This is a genomic window from Prosthecobacter sp. (genome assembly GCF_044232965.1).
GTDB lineage: Bacteria > Verrucomicrobiota > Verrucomicrobiia > Verrucomicrobiales > Verrucomicrobiaceae > Prosthecobacter.
The window spans coordinates 1-21633 of the sequence record NZ_JBIIKX010000042.1 but is presented as its reverse complement, the minus strand read 5'-3'; the positions used below and the strand labels follow the sequence as shown (position 1 = coordinate 21633).

Annotated in this window: 17 protein-coding genes; 6 read left to right on the top strand and 11 right to left on the bottom strand. The window is 61.6% G+C overall.

All coding sequences use genetic code 11. From position 1 onward, the window contains the following. Positions 1-9 precede the first annotated feature (9 nt). Complete coding sequence (locus ACILSI_RS16785; protein ID WP_395723053.1) at positions 10-1329, top strand: PQQ-binding-like beta-propeller repeat protein; 1320 nt, start codon at positions 10-12, stop codon at positions 1327-1329. A 30-nt stretch (positions 1330-1359) separates the two neighbouring features. Beyond that, a complete protein-coding gene (locus tag ACILSI_RS16780) occupies positions 1360-1662 on the top strand; it encodes a hypothetical protein (RefSeq protein WP_395723052.1) in 303 nt (100 codons plus the stop codon). Positions 1663-1690: 28 nt separating this feature from the next. On the opposite strand, the gene ACILSI_RS16775 is transcribed toward ACILSI_RS16780, so the two are convergent. From ACILSI_RS16775 to ACILSI_RS16765, 3 genes are all read right to left on the bottom strand, one after another. Further along, entirely contained in the window at positions 1691-2806 is a 1116-nt protein-coding gene (locus ACILSI_RS16775; RefSeq protein ID WP_395723051.1) for an SGNH/GDSL hydrolase family protein, read from the bottom strand. Positions 2807-2866: 60 nt separating this feature from the next. Beyond that, positions 2867-5086 (bottom strand): DUF1549 domain-containing protein, encoded by a 2220-nt coding sequence (locus ACILSI_RS16770; protein WP_395723050.1) that lies wholly within the window; start codon positions 5084-5086, stop codon positions 2867-2869. Positions 5087-5155: 69 nt separating this feature from the next. Further along, complete coding sequence (locus tag ACILSI_RS16765; protein ID WP_395723049.1) at positions 5156-5722, bottom strand: single-stranded DNA-binding protein; 567 nt, start codon at positions 5720-5722, stop codon at positions 5156-5158. A 58-nt stretch (positions 5723-5780) separates the two neighbouring features. Here ACILSI_RS16765 and ACILSI_RS16760 point away from each other — a divergent pair, with 58 nt between their 5' ends. Then, complete coding sequence (locus ACILSI_RS16760) at positions 5781-6695, top strand: tyrosine recombinase (protein WP_395723048.1); 915 nt, start codon at positions 5781-5783, stop codon at positions 6693-6695. Between the two features lie 86 nt (positions 6696-6781). Then, positions 6782-7411 carry a hypothetical protein gene (locus ACILSI_RS16755; protein ID WP_395723047.1) on the top strand — a complete coding sequence of 210 codons (630 nt, stop codon included), beginning with the start codon at positions 6782-6784 and terminating at the stop codon, positions 7409-7411. 245 nt (positions 7412-7656) lie between these two features. Here the strand turns inward: ACILSI_RS16755 and ACILSI_RS16750 are convergent, their stop codons facing one another. The 4 genes from ACILSI_RS16750 to ACILSI_RS16735 form a co-directional block, all read right to left on the bottom strand. Further along, positions 7657-8994 (bottom strand): DUF1501 domain-containing protein, encoded by a 1338-nt coding sequence (locus ACILSI_RS16750; RefSeq protein ID WP_395723046.1) that lies wholly within the window; start codon positions 8992-8994, stop codon positions 7657-7659. A gap of 142 nt (positions 8995-9136) precedes the next feature. Next, on the bottom strand, positions 9137-10063 hold the full coding sequence (locus ACILSI_RS16745; protein ID WP_395723045.1) for a metallophosphoesterase family protein: 927 nt from the start codon (positions 10061-10063) through the stop codon (positions 9137-9139). A gap of 58 nt (positions 10064-10121) precedes the next feature. Then, complete coding sequence (upp, locus tag ACILSI_RS16740; protein ID WP_395723044.1) at positions 10122-10370, bottom strand: uracil phosphoribosyltransferase; 249 nt, start codon at positions 10368-10370, stop codon at positions 10122-10124. Continuing rightward, positions 10277-10741, bottom strand: coding sequence for a uracil phosphoribosyltransferase (locus ACILSI_RS16735; RefSeq protein ID WP_395723078.1), 465 nt, complete (start codon positions 10739-10741; stop codon positions 10277-10279). Before ACILSI_RS16735 ends, upp begins: the two co-directional genes overlap by 94 nt. Positions 10742-10818: 77 nt before the next feature. Here ACILSI_RS16735 and ACILSI_RS16730 point away from each other — a divergent pair, with 77 nt between their 5' ends. Beyond that, positions 10819-11304 carry a hypothetical protein gene (locus ACILSI_RS16730; RefSeq protein WP_395723043.1) on the top strand — a complete coding sequence of 162 codons (486 nt, stop codon included), beginning with the start codon at positions 10819-10821 and terminating at the stop codon, positions 11302-11304. Positions 11305-11429: 125 nt separating this feature from the next. Here the strand turns inward: ACILSI_RS16730 and proC are convergent, their stop codons facing one another. Further along, positions 11430-12233 (bottom strand): pyrroline-5-carboxylate reductase, encoded by an 804-nt coding sequence (gene proC, locus ACILSI_RS16725; protein ID WP_395723042.1) that lies wholly within the window; start codon positions 12231-12233, stop codon positions 11430-11432. Between the two features lie 101 nt (positions 12234-12334). Between proC and ACILSI_RS16720 the strand changes: the two genes are divergently transcribed. Beyond that, positions 12335-13921 carry a protein kinase domain-containing protein gene (locus ACILSI_RS16720; protein WP_395723041.1) on the top strand — a complete coding sequence of 529 codons (1587 nt, stop codon included), beginning with the start codon at positions 12335-12337 and terminating at the stop codon, positions 13919-13921. Positions 13922-14021: 100 nt separating this feature from the next. Here ACILSI_RS16720 and ACILSI_RS16715 read toward each other — a convergent pair whose 3' ends face one another. The 3 genes from ACILSI_RS16715 to ACILSI_RS16705 all read right to left on the bottom strand — a co-directional run. After that, complete coding sequence (locus tag ACILSI_RS16715; RefSeq protein ID WP_395723040.1) at positions 14022-17231, bottom strand: protein kinase domain-containing protein; 3210 nt, start codon at positions 17229-17231, stop codon at positions 14022-14024. 316 nt (positions 17232-17547) lie between these two features. Continuing rightward, the gene (locus ACILSI_RS16710; protein ID WP_395723039.1) at positions 17548-18870 is read right to left on the bottom strand and encodes a DUF1552 domain-containing protein; all 1323 of its coding nucleotides are present in this window, start codon (positions 18868-18870) and stop codon (positions 17548-17550) included. Positions 18871-18894: 24 nt separating this feature from the next. Beyond that, on the bottom strand, positions 18895-21633 hold a 2739-nt coding region (locus tag ACILSI_RS16705; RefSeq protein ID WP_395723038.1), incomplete at its 5' end, for a DUF1592 domain-containing protein.

Genomic DNA, 21633 nt, shown 5'->3' with positions numbered 1-21633 from the left:
CGCCGCCGCTTGTCACGTTTTTTCTCGCTCATGATCCACCGCATTCTCCTTCCGCTTCTTGTTCTGACCTCCGTCTCCTACGCTGGCAACTGGCCCGAATGGCGCGGCCCTTCAGCCCAAGGCCAGGCCAATGCCTCCGGCCTACCTGAAACCTGGAGTGAGATGAGCAACGTCGCATGGAAGACGCCGCTTCCGGGCCGAGGCCACTCCACCCCCGTGATGTGGGGCGATCAGATCTGGCTCACCACCCCGATTGAAAATGTCGCCACGCCCGATGAAGCAAAACGCCGCCTCGAATCGAACACCGGCGACCAACCGCTCGTCGTCCTCTCCTCCGTGAGCCTTCGAGCCGTTTGCGTGGACCGAAACAGTGGCAAGATCCTCCACGACATCGAACTGCTGAACGTCAAAGACCCCCAGTGGGCGCATCAGCTCAACAGCTATGCCTCGCCCACGCCCGTGCTCGAAGAAGGCCGTCTTTACGCGCATTTCGGCTCGTTTGGCACCGTGGCGCTCGACACGAAGTCACTGAAGGTGCTCTGGAAGAACGAAGAGTTGCATGTCATGCACGAAAACGGCCCCGGCTCCACCGCCGTGCTGCATGGGGATCGCTTGATCGCCCACTTCGATGGCAGCGATCAGCAGTTCATCGCCGCCTTCGACAAGAACACCGGCAAGCTCGCGTGGAAGACGCCCCGCAGTGGCGAAATGGACCCGCGTCCGCAGCAGCGCAAAGCCTATGGCACGCCGCTCATCGTCACGATCAACGGCCAGCCGCAAGTCATCAGCTCCGCCGCCAACAACATCTACGGCTACGATCCGCACACCGGCAAAGAGCTGTGGAAGATCCATTATGGCGAGCTCGGCTTCTCGATGTCCACCGTACCCGTCGCCGATGATCAGCAGATCTACTTCAGCACCGCTTTTGGCAAATCAGCCGTCATCGCGCTCAAACACGCCGGTGTGAAGACGCCCGAGGTCGCCTGGCGGAACAACAAGAACGCTCCCAAGATGTGCTCGCCCGTATTGCACGACGGCCTGCTCTTCTACGTCGATGACGGCGGCATCGTGAGCTGTGTGGACGTGAAAACCGGCGAAGCTTTCTATCGCGAACGCATCGGCGGCAAATTCAGCGCTTCGCCGATCCTCGCCGACGGCAAACTTTACTTCAGCAGCCGTGAAGGTGTCGTCACCGTCATCGCCGCCACCAAGGAATTCAAAATTCTCTCCCAAAACACCCTCGACGGCTCCCTCATGGCCAGCCCCATCGCCGACGGCAGCGCCCTGTTCCTTCGCACAGACAAGGCGCTGTACAAAATTGGGCAGTAAACGTGAACCAACTTTGAAGCAAATTTCCGAATGGACCGAATCAAAGGCCAGGTTGTTGAAATCCTCGCACCCAACAGAGTGCTTTTTGAAATCGCGTTTGTCGGAAACTACAACAAAAGAAACTATGCAGATGTCGTTGAGGTGCGATTCACCGACCTGACACCACCTTATGACAAAGATGCCTCCGGATCCGAGATCATAGGCATTCTCAACAACAGCATTCTTGGTGTCCAAGCCTCACTACAGGTGCAATCCAAAGACGTTGATGGAACGTTGGTCGGAAGACTCAAGCTTGAAGGCGTGGCTTTCCGCAGAAAACGGAAACTTCCCTGAAAGTCGTTTTTTCTCTGAACTCGAATCCCTACTTCAGCGCCTCACGCAGCACCGGCTCAAACACATCCGCCTGACGCATGAAGCCAAGGTCGGTGGCGTGGGATGCATCATTCGCGCCTTCGGCGTCGGTGCCGTAGAGCGCGTCTCCGCTGATGTAGTGGAGATTGGCCACTTTTTCAGCCTTGAGCTGCTCGTAAGCGGCTTTCAATGCGGCGTGATTGTCGTCATGGAACTTCGCCTTCGCCGGAGTGATCCAGGAGTTCGTGAAGCGACGATCCTCGACAAGGACGATCGGCGTCTTGGCATGCTTGGAGCGCAGTTGCTTCACCAGCGGCACGCATTTGGCCGTGACGTCCGCCGGTTGCATGTTCGGCAGGCAGTCGATGACAATGGCAGAGGCATCGAGCTCGTTGATCAGATCACCCACGGCGGCATCCATGCGACCGTTGCCGGAGAAGCCGATGTTGATGACGGGACGATCCAACCGACGGCCCAAGATGGCCGTGTGCACCATACCAGGACGCGATGCATTCGCGCCGTGCGTGATGGAAGTGCCGTAGAAAACGATCGGCTTCTCGCGCGGAGCCTGGCCTTCAAACTTCGCGTCCTTTGGCACGCCGATCTCCAGTTTTTCGATGCCATTGTAGAGCGGCAGGTAGGCGGCGAATTCGTGCTCGCCCGGAGCCAGATCGCTGATCAAAACGGCCTCCACATGCTGCGCCGCCGGTTTCGGGCAAGCCACCCAGCGCCACTGGCCTTGGTCATCACGCGCATACAAATCAAGACCGCTCACCCCCGTCGCTGGCATCGCAGGCAGAGCCAGATTGGCCTTGGCGAGATCGTAGCGGCAGTAGATCGCCTTCGCGTCCGTCTTGAAGCGCACCATCATGCCCGCGCTGTCACGACTAAGCCCCCAGACGGCGGGCGTCACCGTCTTCTCCGCCTTCGCCGGGAAACGGTCAAACCAGCGCTTCCGCTCCTGATCTCCCCAGCCACGGCCTTCGACACCCCAGGTCGTCACGTCGTGCCATTGCGCATCGGCGGGAACGCTTGGGCCTTTGGGTTTCACCGGAGCCTTGGGCGCGGCGGTTTGAGCGAACAGCGAGGCGCTGACAAAGAAGGCGAGGAGGATGGCTGGTTTCATGGTGCGTAGTTCGGGCTTTAGCCGGTGAGAGCCTATCAGAACGGGCTGAAGCCTGAACTACTAACGACAAAGCAAAAACTCCTTCGCGTTCACTAAACTCCACGCGATGTCCTCCAGGGCGAGGCGGCGGTCTTTCGCGCTGGCGAGCAAGGCTTCCATCACCTTTGCCTCGTCAGGGGTGGGAGCGCGGGTGAGCAGTGCCCAATACAAATCACGCACCGCATCGCCGTTGTCGGGCTGTTTCGCGAGGGAGCCGAGACGGTTGTATTTGTCGGTGATGACGCGGGTGATGGTGGGGCCGCCGATGAACTGGAAGATCTGGCCGAGCGAGGTGTCGCCGCCGCGTTCGCATTCGCAGGTGAGTTCGCGTTTGGGACGACCGAACTGCACCAGGAAGGCTTCGGGAGACATCGGATTGGGGCTGCCACGGCCGTTCATGGGGCCGGGCATCTGGCTGGCGCGGGTGCCGGGAGTCCAACCTTCAAAGTTGGGATTCACGCGCAATGCGGTGTGCAGGGAGTCGATCAATTGCTCGGCGCTGAGGCGGCGCGGGATGCGGTGGGAGTAGTTGATTGTGTCGGCAGCGTTGGTGTCATTCGGCGCGGCCTCAAGCTGGTAGGTTTTGCTCAGCATGATGCTGCGAATCACATGGCGCAGGTCGAAGCCGCTGCGGATGAAGTCCTGCGCGAGTTCTTCGAGCAGTTTGGGATGGCTGGCAGGATTGGTGAGGCGCATGTCATCGACGGGATCGACGAGGCCGCGGCCCATGAGGTGATACCAGATGCGGTTCACCTGCGATTTGGCGAAGAGCGGATGCTCGGCGCTGGTGAGCCAGTTCGCGGCGGCTTGCAGCTCGTCTTCCTTCTCCGCAGGCTTGGCGAGATCGCCCCCGAGGAACTTGGCCTTCGCGGTCTCGCCGGTGCGCGGGTTTTCGACGCTGAGCTTGGCGTTCAAGAACACGACCTGCTCGCCGTTGAACTCGTGCTTGTCGTTTTTATCGCGGCGTTTGTTTTCGCCGAGGATCTTATAGTCCACGCGGGCGAAGACGGCGGACCAGTTGTAGTAGTCGTCCTGCGTCCATCGGTCGAAGGGATGGTTGTGGCACTGGGCGCATTGCAAACGCGTTCCAAGGAAGACCTGCGCGGCGGCGACAGCGCGGGCCTCGGGCGTGCGGTTGGCGCGGTAGAAGTTCGACGCAGGCTCGTGGTAGGTGCTGCCGCGTGAGGCGATCATGTCGCGCACGAGCTCGTTCACAGGCCGGTTTTGCACGATAGCGTCGCGAATCCAGTCGTGGAAGGCCTGCATGCCGGTCTTGTCGAGCGTACGGCTTTCGACCTTGAGCACATCGGCCCACTTCAGCGCCCAAAAGTCGGCGAACTCGGGCCGCACGAGCAGTTGGTCGATCAAACGAGCGCGTTTGTCCGGCGACTTGTCAGCGGCGAAGGCGCGAGCGACATCGGCGGGCGGGATCATGCCGCAGAGATCAAGCCAGGCACGGCGGATGAAAACATCGTCGCCGCACACGGCGCTGGGGTTCATGCGCAGGGTTTTGAGCTTGTTGAAGACATGCGTGTCGATCTTGCTGTTGCGGCGTGGCTGGCTCCAGGCGAAGGCGGGATTCGCCTTCACAAACGTGAGCCGAACGGGCACGGATTGATTCAGGAAGCGCACCAAGATCGAAGGCTCGCCAAATTGCAGACGCTTCACGAGGCCGCTCTTGCTCACTTCGACGAGGCCGTTTTGCAGTGGCTCGAAAATGGCGCGTTCGGTGACATCGCGCTGCGTGCCGTCGGCAAAGGTGGCCTGCACTTGGATTTGCACCGTGCTCGCCGGTTCGTCCAAAACGGCTTCAGTGGGCGTCACGGCGAGTTTCATGACCTTCGGCGCGGTTGAATCATCACGCGGCATGCCGGTGGCGATCCAATCGCGCAGCACGGCGTATTCCCATCCTTTCGGGTCGATGCGCTTGCCGCCTTCGTGGGCGAGTTGATTCGTACCTTTGGCCAGCAGGAGGCTTTTTTCGGCGGCAAAGGCATTCACACGGCGCCCCGAGGCATCGCGGGCGAGCGCCTTGAAGTCGAAATCGGCATCCTGACCGCGCAGCGAGAGCTTGAAGCCGCCTTTGCCCGTCGCATTGCCATGGCAGGTGCCCAGATTGCAGCCCGCCTTCGAAATGGCCGCCATCACGTCATTGCGAAACGACACAGGTTCAGCGGAAAACGCTGACGACAAGGCGGCAGAGCCGAGCGCAAAAACAAAGCTGGAGGCAGAACGAAACACAGGCCGCAATTAACGGCTGCGTGGCTGTTTCTCTTCCAGTCAAGCCGGGCAAACGCCCGGCCTCACTTCTCAAAACGGAATGTCATCGTCTTCCATGCCGTCCGTGATCGGACCGTCGCCGAAGTCGTCATTCTGCTGGGCCGGGGCGGGACGCTGGGCGGGGCGCTGCTGCGCCGGAGCGGGGCGCTGGGCGGGCCGGGCTGCAGGGCGGTTGTAACCGCCGCCACCTCCTCCACCGCCACCGGAGTAGCCCCCGCCTTCTTCATCGCCACCACCGCCACCGGCGGGACGGTCACCGCCCTGCGGACTGCCGAGGAACTGCATCTGCTCTCCCACCACTTTCAGACGGGTGCGCTTCTGGCCGGTGGCCTTGTCCTCCCAGGAGTCCATTTGAAGACGGCCTTCAATGAAGACGGGGCGTCCTTTGTGGAGGTATTTGCCAGCCAGCTCGGCGGTCTTGCCCCAGAGCACCACATCGACAAAGGTCACTTCCTCCACTTTTTCACCGCTCTCAGAGCTGTAAACGCGGTTCACGGCGAGACCGATGTCGCAGACGGCGCTGCCCTTGGGCGTGTAGCGCACTTCCGGGTCGCGGGTGAGGTTGCCCATGAGCATGACTTTGTTGTAGGAGGCCATAATCCGGCATCTTTGCCGCCCCCGATGCCGGACGGCAATGACTTTTTGTCATCATCCGATGCCGTGCCATGCTGGCGGCGTGCTGGAACTCATCGACGGCTTCATTCTTCATCTGGCGACCGAGCGCGGCCTGTCCGTGAACTACCAGGTGCTCGTGCGCCGGTTTCTGGAGGCTTTTGCGTCGTGGTTCAAAGAAAAGCATCAGTCCGAAAAGCCTGCCGCGGTGACCACGGAGCACATCGCCGGATTTTTGGCGCAGCGGAAGAAGGACGGCATCGCTGCGTCCTCGGCGCGGATTGAACTGATCGCAGTGAAAATCTTCTTCCGCTGGCTCACGGCCCGGAAACACATCCCATCCGATCCGGCAGACCCAATCCTGCCGCCCCGGCAGGAAAAACACCTGCCCGACGCGCTGAATGAGCAGGATGCGCAAAAACTCGTCGAGTCTGTGAACGGCACCGCGCCGCTGGACCGGCGCGACCGGGCGATCCTGGAGCTGTTTTATGCCAGCGGCATTCGTTTGTCCGAGCTGGCGGACGCACGGCTGGAAAATCTGAGCCTGGAGGAGGGCTGGATTCGCGTGACGGGCAAGGGATCAAAAACGCGACTGTCCCCAGTGGGCGGAGCGGCGCGTGAATCCATCGCCGCCTGGCTGGAGCATGGCCGCCCGGAGTTGGTGGGGCCAAAAACGCAGAGCCATGTGTTCATCACGCGCAACGGGACGCGGCTGACAACGGCACGCATCCAGCAGATCGTGAAGGAACGCGCCGCGCTGTGCGGGCTCGATCCGGCGCGCATTCACCCACACCTGCTGCGGCACAGCTTTGCCACGCACCTGCTGAACAACGGCGCGGATCTGCGCGTGATCCAGGAGATGCTCGGCCACGCGGACATCTCGACGACGCAGATTTACACGCACGTCGACCAGGCACGGCTGAAGGACGTGCATCGGCGGTTTCACCCGAGGGCATAGACTGACTCATGAATGATCAGGCAAAGCTTTGCAGGGCTGATGGCATAGGCTGGACGATTCTGTGCCTGGCTGTGTTTGCCTTCTCCATGACAGCGCTCTCCAAGGAGGTCATCATTCCCTGCTCCACCTGGTATGAGGGACATGTCACCTCCAGCGAGGCCGCCTTGGTGGGCGAGGTGGTGAAAGTGGACTCGCATGTGGAGCAGTCACCCTCCCAGGTACTGCCGAAGGAGTCCTGCCTCATCCGAGTGGACGAGATCATCGGCTCAAGCCCGGAACTCCAAGGAGCCACGACGGCGAAACTGGTCGCGAATCACATTCACGACACCTACCAGCAGCTTGAGCCGGACTGGGGGCTCTATCGGCATCTTCGTGCGGGGCAGAAGGTGCTGGTGCTGATTCATCGCTATGAGAACGACGTGGCCGTCGGCAGCGACGCGCTGCTAGTGCTGACTGAGGCAAACCGGGCTTTGCCGGAGAGCCTCCAGCGCACACACTTCGACCCCGTAAAGTTTACGGATGCCGATCTCGCCTTGTGGAAAGCCGCAAGCCCGCGCCAGCACGAGCATTTGATGGGAATGGTGACCTATGCGCGGGAACAGCAAGCTCTCGGAGATGTGACGACGCTCGAATGGCTGGCGCTGGCAGGCGTGGGCCTCACTTTGGGTCTGGTGGTCGTTTGGATCGTCAGAAAAACGGTTCATCCGGGAAATTAGCGCGGTCTCTGCCGGGTCACAGGGATGTTGCATAAGCACCCCTCACCTAACCTCTCCCCGCGCCGCCGCTGCAGATCATGGGATCTTCCACAGCGGGGAGAGGGACTAAAACGTGGCGGCATAGGCACTGTCAGGCCAGAAGACGTGCCTGCAAGTCCCTCTCCCCGCGCAGTGCATGCGCTTGGTCTGCCATCGGTTGCGGGGAGAGGTTAGGTGAGGGGAACCTCGCCGTGCGCCGTGAATGATCATGCGATCAGCTCGTTGATCAGCCTGCCGCCGTTGACGATGTCCACCGGGCGAACGTTTTCGACGACGATGCGCTTGGAGGCGTTGATGCCAAGCAGGCGGTACATGGTGCGGGCGAGGTCTTCAGGGCCGACGGGATTCTCATCCGGCTCACCACCGAGGGCGTCGGACTTGCCGTAAACGAAGCCTTTCTTCACACCGCCGCCGGCCATCGCCACCGAGAAGACGCGCGGGTAGTGGTCGCGACCGTTGGTGGAGTTGATCTTCGGCGTGCGGCCGAATTCAGAGCTCACGAGCACGAGCGTGGTGTCGAGCATGCCGCGCTCGTCGAGATCGCGAATGAGACGGGCGAAGGCCATGTCAAACTGCACAGCCTGACCTTCAAACGCGCCTTTGATGTTCGAGTGGTGGTCCCAACTGCCGAAATTGACCGAAACCATGCGGGTGCCGGCCTCGACGAGACGGCGGGCTAGCAGGAAGCGCTGACCGGCGGCGTTGCGACCGTATTCATCGCGTAGTTTGGCGGGCTCGGCGGCCAGATTGAAGGCTTCACGGGCCTGCTGGGAGCTGATGAGCTTGTAGGCGGCGTTGTAGAAGTTGTCCATGGCACTGAGGCCGTCTGACTTTTCGTGGGTGCGGAAATGCTCGTCCACCGCGCCTAGCAGGCTGCGGCGGCGGTCAAAGCGCTTCTGATCAATGTCCTTGGGCGAGGAGAGATCGCGCACGGTGAAGCCAGGGTCGGCAGGATCGCTGCCGAGCGCGAAGGGGCCGAAAGCACTGCTCATGTAGCCGCTGCCTTGATCCGGGGCGATGACACCTGGAATCGCGACGTAGGGCGGCAGGTTGTTCCGTGATCCCTGCTCGTGCGAGATGATGGAACCGAAGCTGGGAAACTTGATCGCCGGGCTGGGGCGGTAGCCAGTGAACATGTTGTGCGTGCCACGCTCATGGGCGGCCTCACCGTGCGTCACGGAGCGGATGATGCTGATCTTGTCGAGGATCTTGGCGATGTTGGCGAACTTCTCGCCCACATATTCTCCGGTCACGCCTTTGATCGGGCTGAACGGCCCGCGGTAGTCCGGGGAGGCAAAGGGCTTCGGATCCCACGACTCATGCTGGGCCATCCCACCGGGCAGGTAGATGTGGATGATCGAGGTGGCGACCGGCTTGTAGCTCTCCACCGCCGGCATGGCCAGATCCGCCGCCTGGAGCTTCAGCAACTGCGGCAGCGTGATGCCCAGGCCCGCCATGGCGCCCACCTGAAGGAAATCACGACGGCCCTGGGTGGTCGTGAAGAGGTTGCTGTGATTGCCGGAGCACAAGGGATGCATTTTCATGTTCGTGTCAGTGGGTTCAGACACGAACTACGCAGGGCACACCACAGTGTTACGATGATGGGCTGTTCTGACAATCCAAGGCGAATACTCCGCAATGGACGCACACTCCGTCGTCAAGAACTGGACTGAACAGCCCTCTTGCTTACACGAACTTGATGACGTGTTTCTGGCCGTGCTGATCGTGGGCGGGGTTGAGGGCGCGGAGCTCGAACTCGGCGCGGTCGGCGTCGATGCGGACGATGACCCAGCCGCTGGGGGACTGCGGATTGAAGGTGTAAGCGATGGGGGGCAGGTTGATGAGCGGGAGGCCGGTCTTCTCGTGTTTGGACTTCAGCCAGGTGTGCGTGTGTCCGTAAATGAAGCCCTGCACCTTCGGATAGGCGGCCAGGAGGTCGAACAAGGCGTCGCTGTCCTGCAGGCAGGAGCCCTTTTTCTTTTCGTCCATGCTGGCCTGCATCGGGTTGTGATGGGCGACGATGAAGGTGGGCTTGTCCGGCGAGTTGCGCAGCTCGCGCTCGATCCAGGTGAGCTGGGGCTGGCCGAGCATGCCGGGGGTTTTGTTCACGAGGTCGAGCGAGTCGAGCAGGATCCAGTTCACCTGGGCACTGGTGACGGTGGCGACGTGCTTGTCTGGCACATTCATGATCCGCTCGGCGTTGGGCGGCGGCGGTCCGATGACGGCGTTGAGGAAGTTGGTGCGGTGGTCGTGGTTGCCGAGGGTACAATGCACCTGGATGGACTGCTCCCGCAGCGGCTGCATGCAGCGCAAAAACGTGACGTAGTCCTCGCTGACGCCTTCGAGGTAGGCGCAGTCGCCGTTCACGATGAGACCGAAGGGCTTCTGGCCGATTTTGAGCACCTGGTTGGCGCAGCGGCGCAGGTTTTCCGCCATGCACACGCCACGCGCGTTGAGCGTTTCATCTGCGGCAATGTGGGTGTCTGAAAACAGCACCCAGACCTGCTCGGGAATCTCCAGCGCCGGAGTTTGCGAGGCGAAGGTTCCAAAAGCGGCGGCCGTGCCGCGCTTGATCCAGTCGCGGCGTGTCAGGGGTGGCAGGGTGATGGGCATGGGGAAAACAAAACGCAGGTTCAGGGCGAAATCGTGCGCGACGAAGCGGCAGAAATGCTCAGGTGCCAAAGTAGCGGTCACCAGCATCGCCGAGGCCGGGGACGATGTAGCATTTTTCGTTCAGACCATCGTCGATGGAGGCGGTGAAAACGGGCACGTCGGGATGCGCGTGTTCCAAGGCCGCTAGTCCCTCCGGGCAGCTCACCACGCAGATCATCGTGATGCGCAGGGCTCCCGCCTCCTTGAGCTGGCGCAGGCCCTCGCAGGCGCTGCCGCCGGTGGCGAGCATGGGATCAAGCAGGAACACGTCCGCACTGGCGAGGTTCGCAGGCAGATTGGCATAGTAGGACTGTGGCAGGGGGTCTCCTCATTCCGTTTGATGCCCACATGCGCGACGCTGGCATCTGGCACGAGTGGCAGGATGCCATCCAGCAATCCCAGTCCGGCGCGTAGGATGGGCACGAAGACCATGGGCCGCGCCAGCCTTGAGCCGGTGGTCTGTGTGAGAGGGGTCTGCAACGTGATCTCTTGCAGGGGCAGTTCACGCGTGGCCTCAAGAAAGAGCATGCGCGCGAGCAGGTTCAAGTGCCGACGAAACTGATGCGAGGGCGTGGCCACCGCACGAATGGCCGCAAGATGACACTGCGCCAGAGGATGCTGGACGACGACGGGCTGCATGCTGCGCACAGTGGCGTGCTTGGCCACGCTGGCAAAGTTTTCCACCGCCGGATTGACGCGCGTGATACGCTGTCGGCATGAAAACAAGGTTTTGTCTCTCCGCTGCGGTCGCGCTGTCGCTGGTTGCCTGCGAAACACCGCCCGCGCAGGACGCTTCGAGTTATTACTACCCTTCGACGCAGCAGTCCGCCTCGCCGCGCGAGGTCGTGAGCAATCGGTCCGCAGCCAGGAGTACTCCGGTGCCACGCGGCGGCTACGCGCCCGGCTCAGGCCCCATGGCGATGCCATCGGCGGACCAGTTCATGTATCAGCGCAACGAGTCCGGCCTGTTTGGCTCCCGCAGCAGCAGCACGGTGATCCAATCCTCAGGTGGCGTGCAGAGCTATCAGACCATCGGTGGCGTGCCAGTGTATCCGGGGGCTTCAGTACCGGGTTACATGCCTAACCAGCCGTATTACGGCACCCCCACCTCGCAGCAGCCGGTTTATGTGCCCGGCGTGGGCGGGAATCCGGGTTATTACATCAATCCAAACTCGGGAATAAAGGTGCGAGTCAGCCCTTGAAGACCAAGAGGACGCTTATCATTGATGCACTGTAAAGAGGAGAGGCTGAGTGGATGGCTTTTCCCAAAAAGCGGCGTCTTCGACAACCCGGCGGCACAACTCCGGATTCCATCCAAAGGAGGAACTCACGCCCCGAGCACCTTGCTCTTCTCCGTGGCGGCACGCACAGCCTGGATCAAAGCATTGCGCAAACCGTGCTGCTCCAGCTTTTCAAGGCCCGCGATCGTCGTGCCACCGGGGCTGGTGACTTCATCGCGCAACGCGGCGGGATGCTTGCCGCTGAGGAGCACCATTTCGGCGGCTCCGGCGACGGTTTGCGCGGCGAGACGCACAGCAGCGGCTCGTGGCAGGCCCATGAGCACGCCGCCATCGGCCAGCGCCTCGATCACGGTGTAAATGTAGGCCGGGCCGCTTCCGGAGAGGCCGGTGACGGCATCGAGCAGTTTTTCGGAAACCTCATCTGCCGTGCCGACCGCGCCGAGTATTTTTGTGGCGAGCGCGGCGTCCTTCGCGTTCGCCTTGTTGCCACGCGCAAACGCCGCCGCGCCGACACCGACGAGCGCGGGCGTGTTTGGCATGCTGCGGATGACGCGCTGTTTGCCCCCCAGCCACGTCTCCAAATGCGCGAGAGAAATGCCCGCCGCGATGCTGAGGTAAAGCCGCGAGCCTTTGACCTCGGCCAGCGTCTCGCACAGAGACTTCATGTCAGCCGGCTTCACGGCCAGAATGATCACGTCCGACGCCGCCGCGACTTCAGCGGGCGTGCCAGTGATGGATTTGCAGGTGAGGCACTTGCGCAGGCCGTTCACCGCCTCGGGCATCACATCACTGAGCGCGACATTGAGGCTGCCTTTGCCAAGCGCCTGCTCCACGCCGCGCAGTAACGCGCCGCCCATTTTTCCACAACCGATGAGTCCAAGTTTCAACATGCCGCGACTGTGGGGCGGACATCGCATTGCGCAAGCACGTCAATCTTCCCTTGCACAACACCCGGGATTTTTGCCATGCTTTCTTAAATCACCGGCCAAAAATGCCCAACGACCCTTTTCATCCTGAAAAACTCCTGGCCGGAGGCCCCTCGGCCAAGATGTATCGCGGTGTCGAGACGGCCACCGGCCGCAAGGTGCTGCTTAAGGCACTGCTGCATGAGGATGAAACGCCGTACGCGCTGGACCGCGAACGTTTGCAGCTCCTCGCGCCCGCGCTGATGCAGGTACGGCATCCGCAGATCGCCGGACTTATCACCATGCTGCCCACGGAGGATGAGTTTGCGCTGATCTACGACTTCATGCCCGGCATGAACGTCAGTGCCTTCGCCAATGAGCGCCGGATTACCCCCGCCGATCTGCGAGCGCTCGCTGTTCAACTCATGCACGCGCTGCTCGTCGGCGAGCAACTGCGCCAGCCGCACGGCGACCCAAAACCGAGCAATCTTATCATCGCCGATCATCCCGGCGGCGGTTTGTTCATGCAGGTGCAGGACTGGGGCCTCTCGCTGGCCCGCAGCTTTCATCCCACGGAAACGTTGTGGTTTCGCGCCCCGGAACTGCACGCCAGCAACACGCCGACGAGCCAGAGCGATCTCTTCACCGCCGCCGCAAGCCTATTCTGCCTCGCTACGAACTCCGCTCCCGCGCAGGGAGAAGACGCGGTCGATCTCATCCAGCAATGGCAGGCCTTTGACGCCGGACCCGTGCTGGCGCATCTGCGGCCGGACCTTGATCCGCCGTTGCGCGACTGGCTCATCTGGCTGCTGCGGCCTAATCCGAGTCAGCGCCCGCATTCCGTGGCCCAGGCGCTCGAAATGCTCATGCCCACCCTGCACAGCGGTTTCATTTACCTGCCGCAGCAAGCGCCGCAGATGGCCGCTGGCGCGCAGACCACGCCGCTGACTTCTGCCGCGCATCCCAATGCGCCGAAGCCGAAACCAATCGTCTCCAAAGCCGCCGCCGAGGCCGCGAAAGCGACGGTGCCACCGCAAGCACCTCCTCCCGCGAAAAAATCATCCGCCGGGCGCATTTTCATCGCCCTGACGCTCAATGGCATCGCCATCGCCCTCCTCGGTGTTTTGGCCTGGCCGGTGATGCGTGAATGGGATTGGAAATCCTGGTTGAAGCGTGAGGAGGCATCCACCACGTCATCTGCATCCCTCCCCGCCAGCATCGTCCTGGCCTCCCCCGCCAAACCGGATCTCGCAGGCGTGAAGGGGCGCTATGTCCGCATCGAGCTGCCGGGCAAATCGGCGCTCAATCTCGCCGAGGTACAGGTCTTCAGCGAGGGAGCCAACATCGCCGTCAAAGGCAAGGCCAGCCAGAGCAGCACCTCAGCCGGAGGCGACGCGGCGCTGGCCATTGACGGAAACACCGATGGCGACATGCCCAAAACCGCCAGCGTCACCCATACCGACGGCCGCAAGACCAACCCCTGGTGGCAGGTCGATCTGGGGCAGGACATGCCGATTGAATCCATCGTGCTCTGGAACCGCACCGATGGTGACTTTGGCGAGCGCACCCAGAATCTTGCAGTCAAAATCCTCACCACTCACCAAAGCGTCATCTGGCAGAAGCAAGGCATCGCGAAGCCCGACCCGCAGAGGCAAATCAGCGTGCATGAATGAGGCAGAGGCTCATCTGCGGTCATATTGACGAACGACGCGCCGGGTGGCTCCCTTTATTGACCGTCGGATGATTTTCCCGCCGTCTCCAGTCTCCGCCTCGTCACTCCGACTGCCTGGGAGCGATGATGGTCTCCAGATTCCAAACGCGCATGGAGCGATCGTCGGACAGGCACGCGAGACGTCGGCCGTTCGGGCTGAAGACAAGCTGCCTGGGCGGGCAAACGGGGCCGCCCAGTTCTTCCATGAGCTTGCCGTCCGCCAAGTTCCAAAGCTTGATGGTGAGATCCTCGGAGGCGCTCGCAAGAATGAGGCGCGACGGATGAAAGGCGAGCGCCATGATGGGGCTGTCATGGGCGCGCAGTTCTTGTTTCACTTCCAAGCTTTGCGTGTCACGCAGCCGCACCATGCGGTCCGCGCCACCTTCGGCGAGCAACGTTCCATCAGCAGAGACCGCCATGGCATTGATGACACTGCCATGGGCGACAGAACGCAGGCACTCCCCGGAGCAGGCATCGTATAACCAAAGCCGGTCCTCCGAGCCGGGCAGGCCGCGGGCCGATTTGGCGGCAAGGAGGGCGATGATGCGTGGCGAAGCCCCCACCCACTCCGCCTCGCGGATGGAATAGGCTTTGTCCCATGAGGCCGTGATGCTCTGCCCGCTCGTCGTTTCAACCACATAAAATGCGCTGGCGGCACGAACGAGAAGCCGCTCACCCGAAGGATTGAAGCGCATGAAAACCAGTCCGCCTGGCGCAGTGAGCCGCCGCCCCTCCACCACACGATTCATTTCATGGCGCAACAACTGGATGTCGGACGCGCTCTTGCTGGTGGAAGCCACCGCCGCCGCCTCACCATTCGCACTGGTAGTGACGAGACGCGCCCCCTTGTCGGATGCCTGCCAGACAGGGCGGGTCTGCGCCTCCCCGGCATCCAGTTCGAGGAGATGAATACCGGAGCTCACGCCATGGGCAAAGATCAGATCGTCGCTGATCCAGAAGCTCGTGTTGGCAAACTCACGCGCCGGCAGGCGAAATTCCTCACTCAGGCCTTTCAGACGCCAGGCCTTGGCGGCACTGCCCGTGGCGAGAATCTCTCCCGAAAGTGGATGCACGCACAACGACCTCCCGGTGCTGCCGGCATTGAGCAGCGGCTGCAGAAAAATGCCGGTGGCCGCATCCCAGACCTGAACAGACTGGCGACCGCCCGAGAGATTGGAGAGGGTGATGAAACGCTTGCCATCCAGCGCATAGGCGAGGGCGGACACCGCGCGGTCATTGGCGTGAAACTCATAGCGAATGCCGCCGGTCTTCACGTCGATGCAGCGCACAAAGCCCCGCTGATCGCCCGTCAGAACCTGTCTGCCATCGGGGCTGATGACCAGTGTGGTGAGACGTGTGCGCGGAGGGCTCAGCTCGCGAAGCACGTCTCCCGTGAAAGCGTTGATGATCTGGAGTCGCTGGCCGCCCGTCGGCTTGTTGCAGATGATCTGCCTTCCGGTGCGGTCAAAGGCGGCGCGCAGAATCGATTCCGTTCCTTCCGCAGTCCAAAGCACCTCGCCCGTGAGCGCCCGTCTCATGCGGGCAGGGCCGTTGCGAGAGATTTCCAGCAGGCGGCGGCCATCAGGACTGTAAAGGAGCGCTTCGGCGCCGGAACTTTCCCAGCGGCTGACGACACTGCCATCCCGCAGGTCATGAATGACAATCCCCTCGCCACCCGGCTTCGCCGCAGCGAGGCGCTCGCCATCCGGTGTCACCGCGAGGCAAACTTCGGAGGCGGAACGATCTTCAAAGTCGAGCTGAAAGTGCCGCAGGGTTGTTTCCGCGCCGAGTTGGGTGATCGACACCCAATGGTCCGCCGAGACGATGATGAACACTCCTGGCTGGGTTGGATGCGGGAGCACACGTTCGATGGTGGCACCGCCCGGCACTTCGATGGTGGCCAGCGAAGTGTCGGATTTTTCCATCAAGTAGTGCCAGTTTGAATCACGCGAATCCGCCGGCACTGCGTGCAGGGCCGCCTGCATCGCGCTCGCATCCTGATCACGGTAGGCGGCGTCCGCCAGGGCGATTTGGGCCCTGGCAAGCGCCCGCCTGGTGGCCTCTTTTTCACCCAGCGCCCTTTGCTCGCTTTGTTCGGCAAGATGGCGCAGACGCACCTGCTCATGTTCCGCATGCGTGACGCGAAACGCCTGTGTGGCGCTGACACTGATGCCAACGAGCAGCGCCACGGCCACCAGCGTGCCGGTCGTGTAAACCAGCCGGTTGCGGTTCACGAGCTTTCTCAGGCGGTAGATTCGATTGCGGGGATGAGCCTCCAGCGGGTCGCTCATCAGATACCGCCTCACGTCCATGGCCAGGCCGTTCGCTGTTTCATACCGCAGATTGCGATCTTTTTGCATGGCCTTCATGACGACCCAGTCCAGATCCTCCCGCAGGGCTGAGATCAAGGCCGTCGGCGTGCTTTGCTGGCGCAGCGCCAGCTCCGCTGCTGCTTCCTTGGGCATCCTGCTGATCACCTCGGAGGGCTTCGGGTGAGTTCCCTCGCAAATCACGCGCCGCATCTCCTCGGGAGAATCGCAGCACAGCTTTTCCTGGTCGAACGGCGTTTGTCCCGTCAGCAGCTCAAACAAGAGCACGCCCAGCGCATAAACATCACAACGCGTGTCCACATCCATGCTGCCAGCCGCCTGCTCAGGGCTCATGTAAACTGGCGTGCCGATGGTCTGCTCGCAAAGCGTCCGTGCTTTGACACCGTTTGGAATCGGCCGTGTGGCCCTGGCGATCCCAAAATCGATCACCTTGGGCAGCGGTTTGCCGTCTGCCTTGCCAACCAGAATGTTGCTAGGCTTGATGTCGCGATGAATGACCCCCTTTTGGTGAGCGTGCTGCAGCGCTTTGCACACGTCCATGAAAAGGAGCAGGCGTTCTGCGGTCGAAAGCCTGTTCTCCTCACAAAAGCGGGTGATGGGAACCCCTCCCACCAGTTCCATGACGAAGTATGGCAGACCATCACCCGTCTCACCCGCGTCATAGACCTTGGCGATATGAGGATGATCCATCAAGGCTAGCAGTTGGCGCTCAGCCTCGAATTGCGCGATGACTTCACGAGTGTCCATCCCCAATTTCACGACCTTGAGCGCCACGCGTCGTGGAATCGGTCCTGCCTGCTCAGCCTGCCACACCTGGCCAAAACCTCCCGCGCCGATCTCCTTCAGCAGCTTGTAGCGGTCGATGCGATCGTGCTGTTTTTCCTCTTCGTTCAGGCTGACGGTCTCCTCGGTGCCATCAGTGCTCGTTTCCTGGCAGGCCATGCTTTGCTCGCGGGCGGCAAGCCGCTCCTCAATGCGACGCCGCAGGGCATGATCATCACCACATGCTCTCTTCAAGTATGAATTGCGCTGAGCCATGGGGCGTTTGAAAACGGCCCGGAAAAGAGCTTCTTCAGCACGCACGGAAGCACTCATGGCTAGTGATCATTCTGATGATCTCGCCCGCTTGAGCAAGTGATCACTTCATGAATTTACTATAAACAGAATAGGCGGATCCCCCGCTGAAGAGACTGCTTCTAACGCTTGAATCACACACCCATGCCTGTTGTTTTCGCGGGGACTCAGACGTCGTCCCGTCTCAAATCGCCAGCGCGTTCTCTGCGTCGCCGAAGTGGCTGGTTTTCACGCCCATGCGGTCCATGAGGGCGATGTGGAGGCGGCAGAGTTTGCGGTTTTCGTCTTTGCTGAGGTCGTGGAAGCGGCCGCCTTGGATGGTGCCGCCGCCACCGCCGGCGAGGACGACGGGGAGCTGCCGCGAATCGTGCGCGTTGCCGTCCATGAGGCTGCTGGTGAGCAGGATCATGCTGTTTTCGAGCAGCGTGCGCTCGCCTTCGTTCGTGGCCTGCATCTTGGCGAGGAACTCGGCCCAGAGTTTGACCTGATGCTCGTTCACGCGCTGATACATGCTGAGGCGATGCTCATCGCCCGCGTGATGCGACAGCTCGTGGATGCCGCCGCTGATGCCGTCGAGGCTGGGGAAGCGCATGTTCGAGAGGTCGTTGTTCATCATGAAGGTGGCGACGCGCGTGCGGTCCATCTGGAACGCGAGGAGCATGATGTCGAACATGAGGCGCAGGTGGTCCTCGCTGCTCGCGGGAATGCCAGCGGCGGGTCGGCCGAGCGTGACGGTTTTCACGCTGGGCTGCCAGCCTTGGCCGTTGGTCTCGGCCTGACTGATCTTTTCGGCGAGTTCGACGCGCTGCTCAATCTCGCGCACGGAGGTGAGGTATTCGTCGAGCTTCTGCTTGTCGCGGCTGCTGAGCTTCGGTTTGAGACTGCTGGCGTCTTCGAGCACGAGGTCGAGGATGCTTTTGTCGCGCTTGCGCTTGCTGCCGTCGTCGAAGAGCTGGTCAAAGGCCTGCTGGGGGAAGATTTCCTTCGGCGCGGGCGTGGTGGGCGTGCTCCAGGAGATGTAGGCGGAGTAGATGGAGGTGAAGCCGCTGTCCGTGCTGTAGCTGGGGCGCTCGGTGCCGAGCACGACGCTCGGAACGGGCGTGAATTTGCCCGTTTGCGCCGCGATGAGCTGATCCATCGTGGTGCCGACCTCGACATCGGTGGTGGTCTTTTTCACCTTGAGGCCGCAAAGCACGTTCATCTTCGGGTAGTGGCCGCCTTCTCCTTCCACGGTGGTGGGATTCCACAGGCCGGTGAAGACGTTCACGTGCTTCTTGAGTCCTTCGAGCGGGCTGAGCGATTTTTTGAAAACCATGCCGCCGGGCGTGGTTTCGGCACCCCAGTGATTCGGGTTAACGCCATTGCCGGTGAAGCACACGGCGAGACGACGCGGCGCGGTGTTGTTTTTGACGGATTCAGCTCCGAAAGCGCAGAACGACTCCAGCCACGGCAGGCCGAGGGCCACGCCGGTGCCACGGAGGAAGTGACGACGAGAGGTTTTCATCATGTTTGGGGGAAAGGTTCTCAAGAATTACGGATTGGTGGCGACGGTTGCTTCAGCGCGTCGATTCAGAAACTGCCGGCTCTTCACGATCTCGAGCACGGCGGCGGAGAAATGGCCGTTTTGGGCCTTCAACGAGGCCTGCATCTGCTGGAGGAGCTTTTTGTCGCTGGGCAAGGTCTGGCGGCCGAGGGCGTAGCCGAGGAGTTTGCGGGTGAATTGGGTGAGAAATTGCGGCTCGTTCTTTTTGAGGTAGTCGCGCAGGCCGGCGAGGCCTTGGAATTTGGTGCCGTCCATCATTTCGCCGGTGTCGTCGATTTTGCCGCCGGCTTCGTCGGTGGGGCGGAAGCGGCCGATGGGGTCGTAGCTCTCGAGGGCGAAGCCGAGCGGGTCGATGCGCTCGTGGCACACGGCGCAGGCGGAGTCGGTGCGGTGCTGCATGAGGGCCTCGCGCAGGGAGGAGGGTTTGCTGGTTTCTTTGAGTTCGGGGACGTTTGGCGGCGGTGGCGGGCTGCTGAAGCCGAGCACGACTTGATACAGATAGTCGCCGCGCACAACAGGGCTGGTGCGGTGGGGGCGGGAGGTCTTCGTCAAGATGGCACCCATGCCGAGGAGGCCGCCGCGGTTTTGCTGCGCGGCCTTGACCTCGCGGAAGTCGCCGCCAGTGACGCCGGGGATGCCGTAGTGCTTGGCGAGGCGTTCGTTGAGGAAGGTGTAGTCGCCGCCGATGATGTCGGAAACGTTGCGGTCATCGCGGACGAGATGGGTGAAAAACTCGACGGCTTCGCGCAGCATGTCGTTTCGCAGCTCGGGGGTGAACTGCGGGAACTTTTTCTCATCGACAGTGCTCTTTTCGTCGAAGCCGTTGAACTTCAGCCACTGCCCGGCGAACTCTTTGGCGAGTGCGGAGGCCTTCGTATCGCGAAGCATGCGCTGAGTGTGTGCGGCGAGCACTTCGGGCTTCAGGAGGCTTCCGTCATCGGCGGCTTTGCGGAGCTGCCAGTCGGGCAAAGAGGCCCAGAGGAAGTAGCTGAGGCGTGAGGCAAGCTCGTGGGCATTGAGCGGCACCTCGGTGGTCTTCGCATCGGCGATGGGCGGCAGCGTCTCGGCTTTGAAGAGGAAGTTTGGCGAGACGAGGATGAAGACGAGGACTTCACGAGCAGCGGACTCGCGGTCGAGGTCCTTCTTGAGGCCAGCGTAGTAGAGGCTGTCGAGCTTGCTGTTGTCTTCACCCGTGAGCGGGCGACGCCAGGCGAGGCTGGCGAAGTAGTGCAGGTGGCCGACCATCAGGCTGTTGTATTCTTGTTGCTGCTGGGGGTTGAGCTTGCCGCCGGTGGCGGTGTAGCCCCAGTCCTTCTTCAAGTAGTCGAGGAACCTTTTATCCTTTTCGCCGAGGAGTGAGCCGAGCTGATCATCACTGAAGTAGTAAACGGTGTAGTTGGGCTTGCCGCCGCGGTAGAGATTGTTGGCGACTTCTTCGAGGCGTCGCTCAAACATGTCCGGAAAGGCGGCTTTCATCTTGTTGAAGTCGTTCATCGTCTCGCCGGACTTCTTCGTGCTGCGTTTCCAGATGGTGAGCACGCCGGGGATGATCTTCGTCACGTCGCGTGGCGTCTCGGTGGTCATCGTCCACTGCATGGTGGCCTCATCGACCTCGGGATTTTGCATATCGAGGCGTGCGTGAGCCAGGAGCCAGTTCGCGCCTTCCGGCAAAGGCAGCGTGACGACCTGCGGCGCAGCGAAGGCGAGGACGTTTGCCTCGATGCTGCGACCGGGCTGCGGATGCTTGCCGTAAAGCGCCCGCGTCTTTTCCAATTCGGCGAGGCGGGCCTTGATGGCGTCGAGATTCGGCGGCGGCGGGTTCGCAGCGGCTTGCTGGCGTTTTTCGGCGAGCGCCTTGTCGAGCCAGGTCAGGTAATTGAGCTTCTGCTTGCCGATGTGGTAGTCGATTTGCGTCACGAGGGCGATGTCGCCTTTGTTGCCATCGCCAGTGTCGCCAAAGCAGAGGTGGACATGCGTTTTGCCATTCACAGGACCTTGCATCACATAGGGACGAATGCCGTCGCTGTCCTGCTGCTGGCGCTGCACGCCGCTGCCGGGCTTCTTCGGGTTGTTCCAGCTCAGCATGTCGGCCTCGATGGCCTTGATGCGCTCATGCGCAGTTTTTTCATCGGCGGGCAGCTCGCGCCAAGGCACGCGCACGAGGTCGAGGTAGCGGCTTTTCGGCTCGGTGGAGTTCACGAGGTTCCACCAGTTGCTCAGGAAGTGAATGCTGAGCTTCATGTCCTTCGCGAGCTGGTCGAGCGGCACGTTTTGGTTCTTGTGCTTCCAACACGCGAGCATGTAATCGCCTTCACGCATCGGATCGAAGTCCTTCGGCAAGTGCGGCGCGGCCTTCTGCTGATACCAAACATACAGGCCCTGCTGCGCCTGCGCTTTGACCTGCTCCGGTCCGCGCAGGCCGATGCGCTGCGGATGAAACACGATGCCCGTGCCCGGCATGATGGTGGCATGCTCGGAGAGCTTTCGCGCTGCGGCGAAATACTTGTCGATGGCAGCCGGGCTCATGAAAAGCACGTCGCCGGTATTGGTGAAGCCCTCGCCGCCGCCGCCGTCGGTTTGAAATTCCTTCGCGAGTGAATAATCGCGGCCTGTGAGGTCACGAATGGTGTAGTCATACTCGGCATTCGTGAGGCGGCGCATCGTCACGGGGCCCGGATCGCCGGATTTGGCCTCCGCGAGCAGATCGAGCGAATGCTGCACCCAGCC